14 protein-coding genes and 1 pseudogene are annotated in these 14386 nt (G+C 40.4%); 6 read left to right on the forward strand and 9 right to left on the reverse strand.

What is annotated here, in order from left to right; all coding sequences use genetic code 11:
* Window positions 1-165: 165 nt before the first annotated feature.
* Window positions 166-543, forward strand: coding sequence for a Mo-dependent nitrogenase C-terminal domain-containing protein (locus tag LC608_RS17090; RefSeq protein ID WP_229554669.1), 378 nt, complete (start codon window positions 166-168; stop codon window positions 541-543).
* 85 nt (window positions 544-628) lie between these two features.
* On the opposite strand, the gene LC608_RS17095 is transcribed toward LC608_RS17090, so the two are convergent.
* Entirely contained in the window at window positions 629-2476 is a 1848-nt protein-coding gene (locus tag LC608_RS17095; RefSeq protein ID WP_229554670.1) for a caspase family protein, read from the reverse strand.
* A 200-nt stretch (window positions 2477-2676) separates the two neighbouring features.
* Between LC608_RS17095 and LC608_RS17100 the strand changes: the two genes are divergently transcribed.
* The 3 genes from LC608_RS17100 to LC608_RS17110 all read left to right on the forward strand — a co-directional run bounded on the left by LC608_RS17100 (window position 2677) and on the right by LC608_RS17110 (window position 4303).
* Window positions 2677-3144, forward strand: a complete 468-nt coding sequence (locus LC608_RS17100) for a hypothetical protein (RefSeq protein ID WP_229554671.1) — start codon at window positions 2677-2679, stop codon at window positions 3142-3144.
* A 113-nt stretch (window positions 3145-3257) separates the two neighbouring features.
* Window positions 3258-3431, forward strand: a complete 174-nt coding sequence (gene rpmF / locus LC608_RS17105; RefSeq protein WP_094328804.1) for a 50S ribosomal protein L32 — start codon at window positions 3258-3260, stop codon at window positions 3429-3431.
* A 269-nt stretch (window positions 3432-3700) separates the two neighbouring features.
* Entirely contained in the window at window positions 3701-4303 is a 603-nt protein-coding gene (locus LC608_RS17110; protein ID WP_229554672.1) for a sulfite oxidase-like oxidoreductase, read from the forward strand.
* Window positions 4304-4428: 125 nt separating this feature from the next.
* Here LC608_RS17110 and LC608_RS17115 read toward each other — a convergent pair whose 3' ends face one another.
* Entirely contained in the window at window positions 4429-5811 is a 1383-nt protein-coding gene (locus tag LC608_RS17115) for an aldehyde dehydrogenase (RefSeq protein ID WP_229554673.1), read from the reverse strand.
* 194 nt (window positions 5812-6005) lie between these two features.
* A complete protein-coding gene (locus LC608_RS17120; RefSeq protein WP_229554674.1) occupies window positions 6006-7151 on the reverse strand; it encodes a hybrid sensor histidine kinase/response regulator in 1146 nt (381 codons plus the stop codon).
* A 302-nt stretch (window positions 7152-7453) separates the two neighbouring features.
* On the opposite strand from LC608_RS17120, the pseudogene LC608_RS37570 reads away from it, so the two are divergent.
* A pseudogene (locus LC608_RS37570) lies at window positions 7454-7558 on the forward strand (hypothetical protein); the annotation flags it as partial.
* Window positions 7559-7670: 112 nt separating this feature from the next.
* Here the strand turns inward: LC608_RS37570 and ureC are convergent.
* From ureC to LC608_RS17140, 4 genes are read right to left on the reverse strand one after another with little or no spacing between them, the layout of a single operon-like run.
* Window positions 7671-9386 carry an urease subunit alpha gene (gene ureC / locus LC608_RS17125; protein ID WP_229554675.1) on the reverse strand — a complete coding sequence of 572 codons (1716 nt, stop codon included), beginning with the start codon at window positions 9384-9386 and terminating at the stop codon, window positions 7671-7673.
* A 38-nt stretch (window positions 9387-9424) separates the two neighbouring features.
* On the reverse strand, window positions 9425-9730 hold the full coding sequence (locus LC608_RS17130; protein ID WP_229554676.1) for an urease subunit beta: 306 nt from the start codon (window positions 9728-9730) through the stop codon (window positions 9425-9427).
* Between the two features lie 14 nt (window positions 9731-9744).
* On the reverse strand, window positions 9745-10047 hold the full coding sequence (gene ureA, locus LC608_RS17135; protein WP_012407584.1) for an urease subunit gamma: 303 nt from the start codon (window positions 10045-10047) through the stop codon (window positions 9745-9747).
* A gap of 42 nt (window positions 10048-10089) precedes the next feature.
* Complete coding sequence (locus tag LC608_RS17140) at window positions 10090-10932, reverse strand: urease accessory protein UreD (RefSeq protein WP_229554677.1); 843 nt, start codon at window positions 10930-10932, stop codon at window positions 10090-10092.
* Window positions 10933-11140: 208 nt separating this feature from the next.
* Here LC608_RS17140 and LC608_RS17145 point away from each other — a divergent pair, with 208 nt between their 5' ends.
* The gene (locus LC608_RS17145) at window positions 11141-11326 is read left to right on the forward strand and encodes a type II toxin-antitoxin system HicA family toxin (RefSeq protein WP_229554678.1); all 186 of its coding nucleotides are present in this window, start codon (window positions 11141-11143) and stop codon (window positions 11324-11326) included.
* A gap of 96 nt (window positions 11327-11422) precedes the next feature.
* Here LC608_RS17145 and LC608_RS17150 read toward each other — a convergent pair whose 3' ends face one another.
* A complete protein-coding gene (locus LC608_RS17150) occupies window positions 11423-11671 on the reverse strand; it encodes a DUF4351 domain-containing protein (RefSeq protein WP_229554679.1) in 249 nt (82 codons plus the stop codon).
* A gap of 48 nt (window positions 11672-11719) precedes the next feature.
* A complete protein-coding gene (locus tag LC608_RS17155; RefSeq protein WP_229554680.1) occupies window positions 11720-14365 on the reverse strand; it encodes a ParA family protein in 2646 nt (881 codons plus the stop codon).
* Window positions 14366-14386 lie beyond the last annotated feature (21 nt).

Here is a 14386-nt window from a genome sequence, read left to right on the forward strand (position 1 = left end):
TTTGCGATTAACTTGACGTAGTAATAAATTAGGTTCTGACTTAAGTGGCTAATCAGGTATTACATTATATCGCAGTCAGAACGCGATTTTTCCGGGAAAGTTCGTTGCCACGTTGTATATATTCATCCAAAAGATGAATAACCTCAATAACACAGAGGATTAACCATGAAGGTATTCGACAATACCACAAAAAAGATTTTTCTGGCAAGCTGGGTATCAATCAATCAAGCAGAAACTAGTGACCATCAAAAAACCCAGCTAAACCGTTCTGTTTCTAAGCCTTACTGGGATATTCTCCAACCCCTACGGCAGCGTGTAGAAAACATTCAAGTCCGCGATCGCCAACTAGCTCACCGCTTGTGCAAGCTGATTCCATCTCAGTGCCCCTTTGAGCGAGATGTCAAATTATTTGGGAAAACCTTGTTTCACATTCCGCCCATGTGCAAACTCAACCCCTTATATGAAGAAGTGGTTGGTTTACGTTTCCGAGCACTGTGCTATCTAGCCGATGAATGCGGCGAAGATGTATCACAGTACTGCTGAGGGAAAAGTGAGGAGTGAGGAGTGATGAGTGAGGAATTAAAATTTCTAACTCCTAACTCCTAACTCCTAACTATTTATTAATTGGCTATTTTTTTTGCCATTTTTGAATAGCATCCTGAGCGTCTTCGTAAGCGCCTGTCTCCTCTGGCACTAAAGCAGCAGTCGCAATTGCGGCATTAAGTTCTCCTTCAGTGGCGCGACGCTTGGCCAGGTCTAAAATTTTCTCACTCCATTTATTGATCGATTTTTGGGCAGTATCGAAACCAGGTTGACCAGGTAATACTTTCTTCGCAACTTCGATCGCCCGATTGTAAGTAGATGCCTGTCCAGACTTAATTAAGGCATTAGCTGCATCTAAAAGAGTTTTGTTACTTACATACTGCTTGCCCTCTAACCGCCACAGGTTAATTGCTGCTTGTGCTTTGGCATAGGGGGCTTCATCTTTGGTGATTAATCGAGCAGCAGCAATAGCGCTAGCATACTGTCTTTGTTTAGCACGTCCCTCTGCTAAATCTAAAATCATCTGGCTCCAAATCTTAATATTCTCCTGAGCTTGATCGTAGAGTGGTTCACCAGGTCGAATTTTCCGGGCTGTAGCGATCGCCATGCTCAAATCGCTAGCCTGAGTTTGTCTGAGCGACATCTTCGCCAAGTCTAATACTGCTTGATTCCGCTTTTCTGGCTCGGAACTAGAAGTTATTTGAGCGCTAGATTGATTTTTAAGTCTAACTGGTGGAGTGCGATCGCTTGCAGCAACATTGGGTGATGTACTTGATATTTGCTTAATTTTAAAAGTTTCTTGATTACGGAGAAAAACTACGGCGATTAAACCTGCTACTAGCAAGCTGCCTCCGCCCCATAAAATAAACTGTTTCCAAAAAGGGATGCTTGGCTGATTCGATGGCAATCGAGAAACGTAACCTTTCGAGGAATTGGGGATAAATCTTCCGCTTGGATTCACTCCTAAAGAAGTTTCCGCCATTGGCTGGGAAACTAAGCCGGTAGCTGATTGGACTTGTTGAGCTTTAAATTTTTCTACCTTGCGAGCTTTTACCTGTTGGGAGGAGTTCATAGTCGCTTCTCCCCATCTGCCCCGTTCTGCTGAAGTTTTAGGGTAATCGTCGAGGGGAGGAGCCGCAAGGGCAACAGCAAAGGATTCTTCGGGATAAATCACCGGTTCTGATTGCAAGTCGCTTTCCATCACCAATTTTGGCAAGATTACCTGCTGCCTTGATGGGATAATAGTGGCAGGGTTTTGGACAGGACGCCAGTGGTGGTGACATATTTTTGGCATGATCAGGCTTAGGTAGCTTTCTAAATCTGCCAAGTTGCTGCCATTACCAGAACGCAAAGCTTCTAACAAGACTGCTGTAAAGAATCCGTGACCTAATTCGGTACTTTCATGAGAAAATTGCTCTGGTTGACAAGAAAGAATTGTCGCCAGCTGTAGTTCTTGGGCTAATTCTATTGTTTCTTCACCAACGGGAGCATCCGCTTGAGTGCCAAAAGCGCGGTTGATATCGAGTAATAATAATACATTCAAGTCAGCAAGTTGCAGACTTTGCATTAGCGATCGCAATTCTATGCCAGTCTCTTGCACGAGATCGGGGTTGCCCTCTGCTGGCATTAAGTAATCTTTGCCCTTGTAGTTGACCCCATAACCGCTAAAAAATAACCACAGATAATCTTCTGGTTGCCAACTTGTCGCTGCCAAATCCTCAAGCAGCAGCAAAATATTTTCTTTAGTCGGATAAGTTGATCTATCCCCAATCGGCGGTGAGGTATCCGTCATTAGCAGACAGTGTTTGGGGAGAAAACCTGCCTCCGTCACCAAAAAATCCTCTAGTGCCTCAGCATCTGCTTGGGCACAACTTAAAGGTTGAAATAACTGATATTGATTGATGCCAATCGCAATCGCCCAGTAATTTGCCATCCCGCTATTTGTCAGTTATTGTTTGCTGGTCTTAAAATTGCGGTTGGCTTTGCCCAAAAAACAAAGCTAACCTATGTTTTATAGTCTAGGTGATTCTGATTGAATCTTAAGTTAGAATGTAATTTTTATTACGTAGATAGACCGGAAAATACCTTTTACCTAATTTCAATAAAAGATTATTACTAAGGAGATAGAAGGTTATGAGCAAAATTTCTGCTCACCTACCATCATCGATCACTCCCTTGTCAGTTATTAGCCAAATTGCCAGAAGAATCCGGATAATTCCTTTAGTAGTTTTGCTTATATCTACTGTTCCTGCGTGGTTTTTGATGGAAGCGATCGCACCTCAGGTTGTACGAGCTTACACAGCTAGAGTTGATCTAGCTATTGACCGCCTGCCAGATGAAAACTATGAAACCGTTCTCAGAAGGGCGGAAGCAGCCGCTAGAGCATCTGCTCAACGGAGTTTCGATCAAGATATCTTGGTGACAGATGTTTCAATCATTGTGTCCGTACAAAATAATGGATCGATCGCACCCGTTCTGACATTAGATGTCAGTCGTCCCCAGTGGCGATCGCGTCCCGATGCTCAAAATTGGGCAACTTACTTCAAAACTGCGCGATCGCTACTTTTCTTGGAAAGTAACCAGGGCTTACCCAAAAAATAGTCGAAACCCTAATTTTCAGTAGAGGCAATTGATTAATTGCCTTTACTGTTGTCCTTCGCGTCAGTGGATGGCCTAGAATAGTAAGGTTGTCAAGAATCGCGATATCTGCTGACATGGCTGTTCCTAAGAAGAAAACTTCAAAATCAAAACGAGATAAACGTCGAGCTACCTGGAGGCACAAAGCCGTCGTTGAAGCTCAAAAAGCCCTATCTCTGGGCAAATCAATTTTGACTGGACGTTCTACATTCGTATATCCAGCTGCTGAAGAAGAGGAAGAAGAATCATAATTTCCCAGTCAGGAAAAGCGTGAACAGCACCGACCATTGGATAAATGCTTTTTTTAGCTTTCCTGATTGCATTATGAATTTTAGATACTCTACACAAGCTCATTAGATCGAAAAAATTGGTAGTGAGTAATTGGGAATATCCATTACCCATTACCTATCATTTACGAGTAACAATCAAGTAATCATATAAAGAGTTAAACATCTGGTGCTGTTGGCAACTCAGCAAAAAAGCTTGTACACATCTTGAGAAAAATAAGTTTTCTCTAACTATGCTAGGAAAATTTTTTCAGAAACCAGGGAAGGAAGAGGGTGAACGCGTCCCTCCTGGTCAACACTTAGCTAAAGGTTTCCCCGTATTAACTTACGGTGCAACTCCCCAAGTCAGCATTGAGGAATGGGAATTTCGAGTTTGGGGTTTGGCAAAACCTGCTACTTTTAGTTGGTCAGACTTTATGGCGCTGCCTCAACACGAATTCACGGCAGACTTTCACTGTGTAACGCGCTGGTCTAAACTGGATGTCAAATGGACTGGCATAAAAGTAACAGATTTCATGGGTCTGATTGAACTAGACCCCAAAGTAGCCCATATTATGGAACACTGTTACGGCGGCTACACTACCAATATTTCTGTAGAAGATTTTATGCGCGAAGAAAACTTCTTTGCTTTTAAAGTCTTTGGTGAACCCCTTCCATCTGAACACGGTGGCCCGATGCGGCTAGTTGTTCCCCATTTGTACGCTTGGAAAAGTGCTAAGTGGATTAATGGCTTGGAATTTTTAGCTGCTGAAGAACTTGGTTTTTGGGAGCGCAATGGCTACCACCGCCGTGGTGAACCTTGGGCTGAGGAGCGTTACAGCAACGCTTTTGGGTAGCAACGGTTTTGGGTTTTAATAATTAAGAGTTAGGAGTTAGAACATAGAAGTTAGGAATTTAGAGTTAAAAATTCATAACTCATAATTCTTAATTCATAACTCCTAACTCATAACTCCTAACTTTTTTAACCCAAAAGTTTCTTGATTAAAGGCAATTTGCCCTGATATGGTGCGTATCGCCATTTTAAATCGAGCCAGAAAGAGTTTTGCAATACACTTTTGTTATGGGAAAAGGTGTCAAAACTAGCTTTGCCGTGATAGTTGCCAATACCGCTATCTCCCACCCCACCAAATGGTAAAGACGAGACACCAACCTGCATCACTGTGTCGTTAATACAAACTCCACCAGAGGAGGTTTCCTGCAAGACTCGATTTTGTAGATTTTTGTTTTGAGAAAATAAGTATAACGCCAAGGGTTTAGATTTAGAGTTAATCAAGGCGATCGCTTCTGCAATGTCAGTATATTCAATGATGGGTAGAATGGGGCCGAAAATTTCTTCCTGCATTATAGAATCTTCTAAGGAGACATTATCAATCACTGTGGGGGCGATATAACACTCTGAAGGTTGAGTTTCTCCACCAATGATAACTTCACCATCTTTGAGAAAGTTAACCAATCTATCAAAGTGTTTTTGACTGATAATCCTGGCAAAATCAGGACTGTTTGCTGGATTATCGCTATAAAATTCTTTTACGCATTTTTCTAGTCCATCTATTAAATCTTTTTTGATTGTTTTATTAACTAAAAGATAGTCAGGGGCAATACATGTTTGTCCAGCATTAATAAATTTACCCCAAGTAATTCGTCTGACAGTATGTTCAAGATTAATGTCACTATCTATAATACAAGGACTTTTACCACCTAATTCTAAAGTAACTGGTGTGAGATATTTTGCTGCTGCTGCCATAACGATTTTGCCGACGGCTGTGCCACCAGTAAAAAAGATATGGTCAAATTTTTCTGCCAGTAATTTTTGACTTGCTTCGACGCCTCCTTGAACCACTGCAATATAAGCAGGATCAAAATGTTTGGTAATAATCTTAGCAATGACATCAGAGGTATGAGAAGCAATTTCTGAAGGTTTGATAATGGTACAATTACCGGCTGCGATCGCACCTACTAACGGTGAGATAATTAATTGAAATGGATAGTTCCAAGGGCCAATAATTAAGACAACCCCCAACGGTTCTGGATAAATTCTCGCCGAGTAGGAAAAAAAATCAAAAGAAACGGGTGCTTTTTTGGGCTTAGTCCAGTTTTTGAGGTGTTTTATGGCATAATCTATTTCTTTGATGACACCAATTTCTGTAAGGTAAATCTCCACTTCTGGTTTATGTAAATCTGCTTTTAATGCCTCGACTATTGACTGTTCATGCTCAATAATTGCTTGCTTGAGATTTTTAAGCTGCTCAATGCGAAAAGTGACATCTTTAGTTTTGCCACTATTAAAAAACTCACGCTGATTCTGGATAATATTGCCAACGTTAGATAATTCAGTGGTAATCATTCTTTTGTACCCTAAAAAAGTATTTATTTAATCTTAGCGTTGCTATGTGAGTATATTTGATTCGTTAATTTTTAGTATTTTACTTTATAGCGAAAACATTTATTTGAACATTTCGGTGGAGAGAAATCAAGTTATAAATCATGAATTATCAGGGTAAAAATTCGATAATTCATAATTGATAATTGCTAATTTTGTCATTTTTTAGTGGGTAAAAGGACAATAAATACACTCCCTTTGCCCAACTCAGAATTTAGCAAAATAATGCCTTGATGTGCCTCGACAATTAGGCGAGCAAGGTAGAGTCCTAAGCCACTACCAGAACTCTTGTGGCTGCCTTGGCGAAATCGTTCAAATATGGTGGCTTGTTCTTCAGCAGGAATGCCTGGGCCGGTATCCGCTATCTCAATACTAATATATTCAACGGAATTATATTTTTCTGATAACTGAGATTGACTATTTTTATCAAACTGACGTTGAGAAGTTAAACGAATAGTAACAGACCCAGAGTCGGTAAATTTGATCGCATTCCCTATAAGATTGGTGAATAGACGATGCAGTTCTAAGCGATCGCCCATCACTGTTTTTGTGCTTGACTCCTCAGTAAGGTCTAAATTTAGAGACAGTGTTTTGTCTTGAGCTAGAGGTGCTAATTCTCCAGTCACCTCCTCTAGCAATTGGCCAAGATTAACTGGTTGAAACGCCAAACTCTTGCGACCTGCTTCAAAGCGATAAACTTCTAATAAGGTATTGACCATAGAAAGCAGGTTTACATTGCTACGCGCCATGATGGCGATTACTTCCTGCATTTGCGCTGATAATGTTCCCAACGCTCCTTGTTGAAATAGCATCAACATGCGATCGGCGGCTACCAAGGGAGTGCGTAAGTCGTGGGTGAGGCGGGAGACAAAATCTTCTCGCTGGCGGGCAATTTCATCACGTTCATCCATACTATGCTTCAAACGCAGTAGCGATCGCACTCGTGCCAGCAATTCATCTACTGTTACAGGTTTGCGGATGAAATCATCAGCACCCAAGTCTAATCCGTGGGCGACGTTGGGCGCATCGTGGGCAGTGATTAGCAGTATGGGGATATATTGTGGCAATTTCATATCTCCACGAATGTGCTTGGTGACTTCGTACCCATCCATATCTGGCATCATCAGATCCAGCAGAACTAAGTCACAAGGAGAAGCTTTCAATTCTGCCAAGGCTGAAATACCATTTTCTGCGGTGCTAATGGTGTAACCTTCTTCCTCCAAAATAGTTTTGATCAAAAACACGTTATCAGGAGAGTCATCAACAACTAGAATTTTGTCAGACCGAGAAGATTGTGAAGTCATATAGATGCAAGGTACGGGGTAAAAGTAAATTTTTGTAAGACTGGCTGTATTTGTAACAATTTGTCTGCCAAGTTTTTTAGTAAACCTCCCTACCTAAAAAGTATTTTTTACTATTAAATTATGGCTGGTAAAATTTTAGCTTTGAATACAGCAGATGGTGGAATGACTTGTAGCCTTTAATGTATCGGTTTCCGTAGGGAACTGGAGATATAATTGCGTAAGTGATCGCCCAAGACTAAGAGTGCCTTCTTAGTTTTCAGTTATAGACAAGCTAAACTAGTACAGCAGTATATAATAGTAACAAGCTCCTGGTTAAGTGCTTAAACAGCGATTGTAATATTAGCGAGAAAATTAGACAAAAAATTGAGCATAACTTGCTATTACCAATAAGTAAATTAGAAACGTAAAATAACAAAAAAATTTCCTAATTTTGCATTTTAAATCTTTATCCACGTCTTTATAAGTTTCGATAATCCTTTCTTGGTAACTTCTTACTTCAGTAAATTGATCTGTGATGAATTAAAACAAAAAGTACCTCTGTGCCATTGGTAAAACTGTCGCAGGTTCACAAATGAGCAACTCACCATCTGCCCTGACTTGGTATGTTTCTGGATCTACTTCAATGTGGGGTAGTGCATCATTCAGCTTCATATCCCGCTTACTCAATTGGCGTGTCCCAGAAACTGCAACTGTTGCCTTTTGTAAACCTAACTGGCTGGGTATTTCTTTCTCTAAAGCTGCTTGGGAAACAAAAGTTAATGATGTAGCATGACGCGCCCCTGCAAAACTACCAAACATCGGTCGCATATACACTGGTTGTGGTGTGGGAATACTGGCGTTAGCATCGCCCATTTGCGACCATGCAATCATTCCGCCTTTAATGACTATCTCTGGTTTCACGCCAAAAAACGCGGGACGCCACAAACATAAATCTGCTAATTTTCCTTCTTCCACTGAACCCACATATTCAGCAATTCCGTGAGCGATCGCAGGGTTAATTGTATACTTAGCAACATACCTTTTTGCACGAAAATTGTCTGCTTTTTGCTTAGTTCCTTGTGTGTTAAGAGTTCCTCGTTGCACCTTCATTTTGTGAGATGTCTGCCAGGTGCGAATTATCACTTCACCTACTCTTCCCATTGCCTGGGAATCGGAAGAAATCATGCTAAATGCGCCTAAGTCGTGCAAAATGTCTTCAGCAGCAATGGTTTCTCGACGGATGCGAGATTCGGCAAAAGCGACATCTTCAGCGATCGCTGGATCGAGGTGATGGCATACCATCAACATATCTAGGTGTTCGTCTAAGGTATTTAGAGTATAAGGACGTGTGGGATTAGTGGAAGATGGCAGAACATTGGCTTGGCCGCAAACTTTGATAATATCTGGTGCGTGTCCTCCGCCTGCGCCTTCAGTGTGGTAGGTGTGGATAGTACGATTCTTGAACGCAGCGATCGTATCTTCGACAAATCCGGCTTCATTCAGGGTATCAGTATGAATCGCTACTTGCACATCATATTCCTCGGCAACACTAAGGCAAGTATCAATTGCTGCGGGTGTAGTTCCCCAGTCTTCATGTAGTTTTAACCCCATTGCTCCGGCGGCTACTTGTTCTACAAGTCCTTGGGGTTGACTGGCGTTACCTTTACCCAAAAATCCTAAGTTCACGGGAAAGGCATCAGCAGCTTGCAGCATTCGGTAAATGTTCCAAGGGCCGGGGGTGCAGGTAGTGGCATTTGTACCCGTAGCTGGGCCAGTACCACCGCCGATCATGGTGGTAATACCGGAAGCGATCGCCACTTCAATTTGTTGGGGACAAATAAAATGAATATGGGCATCAATACCACCAGCAGTGAGAATCATTCCTTCACCAGCTAAGGCTTCGGTTCCGGGGCCGATAATAATATCTACATTATTTTGAATATAAGGATTTCCAGCTTTACCAATTTTGAAAATCTTGCCATCTTTAATGCCGATATCCGCTTTGACAATACCCCACCAATCGAGAATTAAGGCATTAGTAATTACTAAATCTACAGCACCATCGGCATTAGAAATGGGGGATTGTCCCATTCCATCTCTGATGACTTTACCGCCACCGAATTTTACTTCATCGCCGTAAGTCGTGAAATCTTGTTCAACTTCTATAAATAATTCTGTGTCTGCAAGTCGGATGCGATCGCCTATTGTGGGACCGTAGGTTTCGGCGTAGGCGCGGCGATCCATTCTGTAAGGCATATAAAATCCTTTTTTTAACGCAAAGGGACGCGGAGGTTTTAGAGGTTTCCGTTAATTTTGGCGTTGAAGCCGTAGACTTGGCGAGTACCGACGAGGGGGATTAGAGTTATTTCTTTTTCGTCGCCTGGTTCAAAGCGGACTGCGGTTCCGGCGGGGATATCGAGGCGCATTCCTCGCGCTTGTTCTCTGTCAAAATGTAAGGCAGTGTTAACTTCATAAAAGTGATAATGGGAACCTACTTGTATGGGGCGATCGCCTGTATTTGAAACTTGTAATTTTATAGTTGGACGACCAACATTTAGTTCAATTTCACCTAATGGTGTGATAATTTCCCCAGGAATCATAATAAATTCAAAAATTAACGAATTGGATTATGTACTGTTACTAACTTTGTGCCATCAGGAAAAGTTGCTTCTACCTGTACGTCATGCACCATTTCAGGTATACCTTCCATGACATCATCCCGCGTCAATAGAGTTGTACCATAACTCATTAATTCAGCTACAGTTTGCCCATCCCTTGCACCTTCTAAAATGGCAGCAGAAATATAAGCGATCGCTTCAGGATAATTCAGTTTTAAACCCCTTCCTTTACGTCTTTCTGCTAATAAAGCAGCTGTAAAAATTAATAGCTTATCTTTTTCCTGCGGCGTCAATTGCATTCTTACCTCTTCCTTCGCGTCCTTCGCGCCTTCGTGGTTCGTTCAAAGCTGCCACACTCTTGGTATACAACAATTACCACGATTCAAAAAAGAAACTCGCAGCATCTGCCAAACATTAATAAACCAGTTTCTCACCTCAGACGTAGAAGCACCGCGATATCGACACAATAATCCATGTTGTAATCGGCTAGCACCCGCTTCTCCTTCCCCATTCCATAAATTTCGCGTTTTTTCGACAATTTCTGCTGAAACTGCACCACCAACCCAAACTAGACTACCTACTATTGGTTTTCCAGCCAAACCGTGGGGGCTGTGGAAAATTTCTTCGCTACCCCGTAACCATTGCCGATCAATCCATAAAGGAATACCTTCTTGCCAAATTTCTGTGTGCGATCGCCATTCTCCTTGCAAGAATTTTTCTCCTCTAGCACTGCGACCAAATCGGGTAATTTCCCAGCCTAACCAACTGCCCCCGGTTGCTAATTCTACCCGTAAATCTTGCCGATAAATCGCGTCGTTAAATAAAATTGTCTCTTGCGGCAACCATTCTAAACAAGCACCAGCATCAACTTGCATTTGGATGGTTTGTCTAGCTTGTAAGCCATTGCTGCGGTATATCTTGCTTGCAGCAGCTGTAGTGATTAAGGCTTGGGTTTGGGGTTGGAGGTGGATGTTAGAGGATAAGCGATCGCCTCCCACCATTCCCCCAGCCGTGTGTAAAATGACGCTATGACAAACTTTTTCCCCTTCTGGGTAAAATGGGCGTTGTACCTTCAGGGGCGCTTGCTGGTGATTGTAAATTAATTGGGTTTTACCCTGGCGATCGGCATAGACTAAATTAAGTTTGCCATGCCAACCTTCTGCTACTTGCGGATTGCAGGTCATTTATAAATTCAAGATTAAACTTCAGATACCTTATGTTTATTTAATGCATTCTTTGCTACTTTACTTGCAATTTATCATTGTTTTCACCAAGGTGTACGCTAGTGCGATAGACCATATAGACAAAACCACTTTCATCAAAAGCTAGATTATTTGCAACCAATAGCTGAACAATTTAACTATCCTTTAGTTGTATGTCAGTAGTCAATTCATGGGACGGCTAGCTGGCTTGAGCTACATACAGATTATCAAAATCTTAAAAACCTTTGGCTTTGTTTTTCATCGTCAAGCCGTAGGGAGTCATGAAATCTGGTTTAATCCTGAAACTAATCGTTACACTACTATTCCCAAAATCATTCTGATGATATGCCAGAAGGAACATTACGTGCAATTTTAAAGCAAGCTGCTATTGAACCTGAAGATTTTCTTAACCGCTGTTAGTAATAAAGGGCGTTTGTATTCATTTTGATTAAGCTTGTTCCTGCTATTCTAACTAAGCTACCAAATCAGCAACTTCCGAAAAATCAAGCAAATCTTCTCCCAACTCCTTTAACTGTTCAGCAGATAAATTCCGAACCTGTTCAACTAATGATGCATCAATATCACCAAAGCGCCGTTTAAGCTGACGACTAATCACTTTCAACGCTTCCTTTTGAAGGATATAACGATATATTGATAAATTACAGATTCTTTCATAATATCCTCCCACAAAAATTGCCGAGCCAAATCTTTTAAAACTCAAACCTGCGAGAAGTTCTATACAACCTGAAATATAAAATCAAAAATATTTTTATACTGCACCTTGGCGAATCATTTCAAAACCATATACATAGATATCCGCAAATTTATAGCGTTGTTCTTTTTCGCGCCATTCAATAATGCCAATTTCACTTAAAAAAGAAGCAAATTCTTCAAAATATGCAATATCATGTGCTGAATCTTGCCATATAGTATGTAATTCATCTTGAGTTAAAAAGGCTGATTTAAGCTTGAGGGATTCAAAAAAATTAGCCAAATCAGGATATTCCTCTCGGATTTCATCACAGCGTTTTTCTGATGCTTTCTTCAACCCGAATTCTAAAGCTTTACTTCGCAGTAAGCGGTCAGTAGGTGGTTGAATTGATGATTTTCCTTTATAGCTTAATTCTTGCTCTTTTGCTCCTTCTAATAATATGCTTAAACTTCGAGGAAAGGTAGTACCACTTGAGTCTGTTAATCTTTCATAAACCCATCTGGATACATATTTAGCTTTGTCTCCTGTTCTCCGACGACTTCCCCAAAGTAATTCTAAAGCTTTATCAATCACTTCTTCACCAGCTTGATCAATACTTTCAACAGCAATAGGAGAGAATTTATCAACCAAGTTCTTGAAATCTTGAGACTGTATTACTTGGCGCAGTGCTAATCGTAAAAAATCAACCCTAGTCCATTGTAATAGAATATCGCGTCCATTGAAATGACTTCTGTTGTCAAAAATTAAGCGATTCCATATATCTTCTCTCAAGAAAACTTTAAACCTAATTGCTGTTAATCTGTTGGCATAACAAGACTGAATCAATTGAAATAAGCCCGTGATTGCTTGCTGTCTTACTTCTCCTGCTTGACGAAAGTCTTCATCTAAATCATCGTAAAGAAACCACAGTTTTTGAGATTTATCTTTAGCTTCTTGATGAATTATGTTTATGGCATCTTTGACGATAAGCCGTAGATCAGAATGAGTAGACAGTTGTAGTAAAGCTTGGGTAGATTCATACTGCCAGCCTTCTGTAGATAACTTATTAATAATTTCTTTCAATCGGCTAAATTTATTATTTCTAGGAAATTTAAATAATTTTTCTTGATGACATCTCAGCAGTAAATAAGCTCTCCAAAAAGATTCCCATGTTCCATCATTTTGCTGCAAATGCCGATGGATGACTTGGAATTCATCACGAGAGGGACGGCTTTCCTTAAATCTACCATGTGCTGACAAAAATACAGTATTATCTAATCGTCCATGAGCCAGTTTTTGACCAACGCTTTTGTGTTTTAGAAAAAGCGAATACAGAGCAGTTTTACCTGTTCCTTTTCGTCCTCTTATCAAACAGGTAGTATCATCTAAGAATTTTTCAAAATCAGTGGTACGCTGAAATATTAGACCCAAATGTTCTGTATCAGCAGCATTTACTTCAGGAAATTGCAGGCTTTCAATAATAGTCCAGCGTTTTTCTGAGTTAGCTAAAACATTTTTGCGTTGGAGATCATCAGTTTCTTCATCAATCAAATTGGCAATTTTATTATAGTAATCTAGTAAAGCTGGAACAGGATAGTTTTCAGCCAAAGCAATTAGGTGTATGTAAGGAACTACTAAAGGTTCCTCTATTTTTGATTGATAATTATCTATGTCTTCCTCGTTATTATTTTCATTATTTACGATTTTTATCCTTTCAAACAAAGATTTGCAAATTTCTGTTACTTTAGATAAGCCTATTTTAGTAATATCAGGTACAGGAGAAAAAACAAAATTAATTGATAATTTTTTCAGGCTTTGAAGCGATTGTAAAAGTAGTTCTATGCCCTGTTTATTTTGTTCATTAGGGAAAAGGAAAATGATTGCTTCGTCGGCAGCTTGGATTAATGATAAAGCTCCCCATTGATTAATTCCGGTTCTCGAATCAATTAAGAGAATATCTGGTTTTAATTGTTCATAAATTTCACGTTTGAAAACAGACCAAAGACTTTGATCTCCATCAATAACGGTAGTAGCATGGAGATCATCAACCTTAGAAACATAATCAAGATTAAGAAAACCAGCAGGAACAACAAATAATCTCCCTGTAGCGTTCGGTATTCTCACTTCACCAAATATTTCTGCAATTGAAATATTTGCCTCTATTCCTTCTGGTAAGTAGGAACGCTCATAAAAATAGTCAACAATTCCATATTTTGGTTGTGGTTTGAGGTTAAATGCTGTACTCAAACCCGGTGCTTCTAAATCTAAATCAACAGCTACAACTTTACGTCCCCGCATTGCTAAAATCCAAGCAACATGAGTTAATGCTGTAGTGCGTCCTACTCCTCCTTTAAAGGAATAAAATGTCACTGTCCTGGGTAAACTAGGTTCGCGCTGGGGTGTGGTTAATTGATTTTGCGGATTTGCTGCTTGGATAGCTAAATCTTGCCAAGTTTTTACTGAGACTGAACTTAAAACCTGTGGTGGTGAAAGATTCAGCGACTGCGCTTCTTGAAGCGTATATAAGGAGAGAAATCCAGGAGATAAATGAGGGACGTAAGATTTAAGTAAGCCTGAGATTTGCTCTTTACGCTGGGGAGTAGATAAACTAATAAAGCGATCGCTTACAATAGTCAAATTCAATAAACCTGATGTAGAAATATTTAAATCAACCCATTCTTGTGAATTATGCACATATTGATTTGTAATTTCCTGCTTTAGCAAAACCTGCCAATTTTCATGCAT

Source organism: Nostoc sp. XA010, from assembly GCF_020829625.1.
GTDB lineage: Bacteria > Cyanobacteriota > Cyanobacteriia > Cyanobacteriales > Nostocaceae > Nostoc.

Bases quoted from the DNA above. Each gene is read 5' to 3' on its own strand.
- LC608_RS17090 (WP_229554669.1), top strand. From the start codon at position 166: ATGAAGGTATTCGACAATACCACAAAAAAGATTTTTCTGGCAAGCTGG.
- LC608_RS17095 (WP_229554670.1), bottom strand. From the start codon at position 2,476: ATGGCAAATTACTGGGCGATTGCGATTGGCATCAATCAATATCAGTTA.
- LC608_RS17100 (WP_229554671.1), top strand. From the start codon at position 2,677: ATGAGCAAAATTTCTGCTCACCTACCATCATCGATCACTCCCTTGTCA.
- rpmF (WP_094328804.1), top strand. From the start codon at position 3,258: ATGGCTGTTCCTAAGAAGAAAACTTCAAAATCAAAACGAGATAAACGT.
- LC608_RS17110 (WP_229554672.1), top strand. From the start codon at position 3,701: ATGCTAGGAAAATTTTTTCAGAAACCAGGGAAGGAAGAGGGTGAACGC.
- LC608_RS17115 (WP_229554673.1), bottom strand. From the start codon at position 5,811: ATGATTACCACTGAATTATCTAACGTTGGCAATATTATCCAGAATCAG.
- LC608_RS17120 (WP_229554674.1), bottom strand. From the start codon at position 7,151: ATGACTTCACAATCTTCTCGGTCTGACAAAATTCTAGTTGTTGATGAC.
- ureC (WP_229554675.1), bottom strand. From the start codon at position 9,386: ATGCCTTACAGAATGGATCGCCGCGCCTACGCCGAAACCTACGGTCCC.
- LC608_RS17130 (WP_229554676.1), bottom strand. From the start codon at position 9,730: ATGATTCCTGGGGAAATTATCACACCATTAGGTGAAATTGAACTAAAT.
- ureA (WP_012407584.1), bottom strand. From the start codon at position 10,047: ATGCAATTGACGCCGCAGGAAAAAGATAAGCTATTAATTTTTACAGCT.
- LC608_RS17140 (WP_229554677.1), bottom strand. From the start codon at position 10,932: ATGACCTGCAATCCGCAAGTAGCAGAAGGTTGGCATGGCAAACTTAAT.
- LC608_RS17145 (WP_229554678.1), top strand. From the start codon at position 11,141: ATGGGACGGCTAGCTGGCTTGAGCTACATACAGATTATCAAAATCTTA.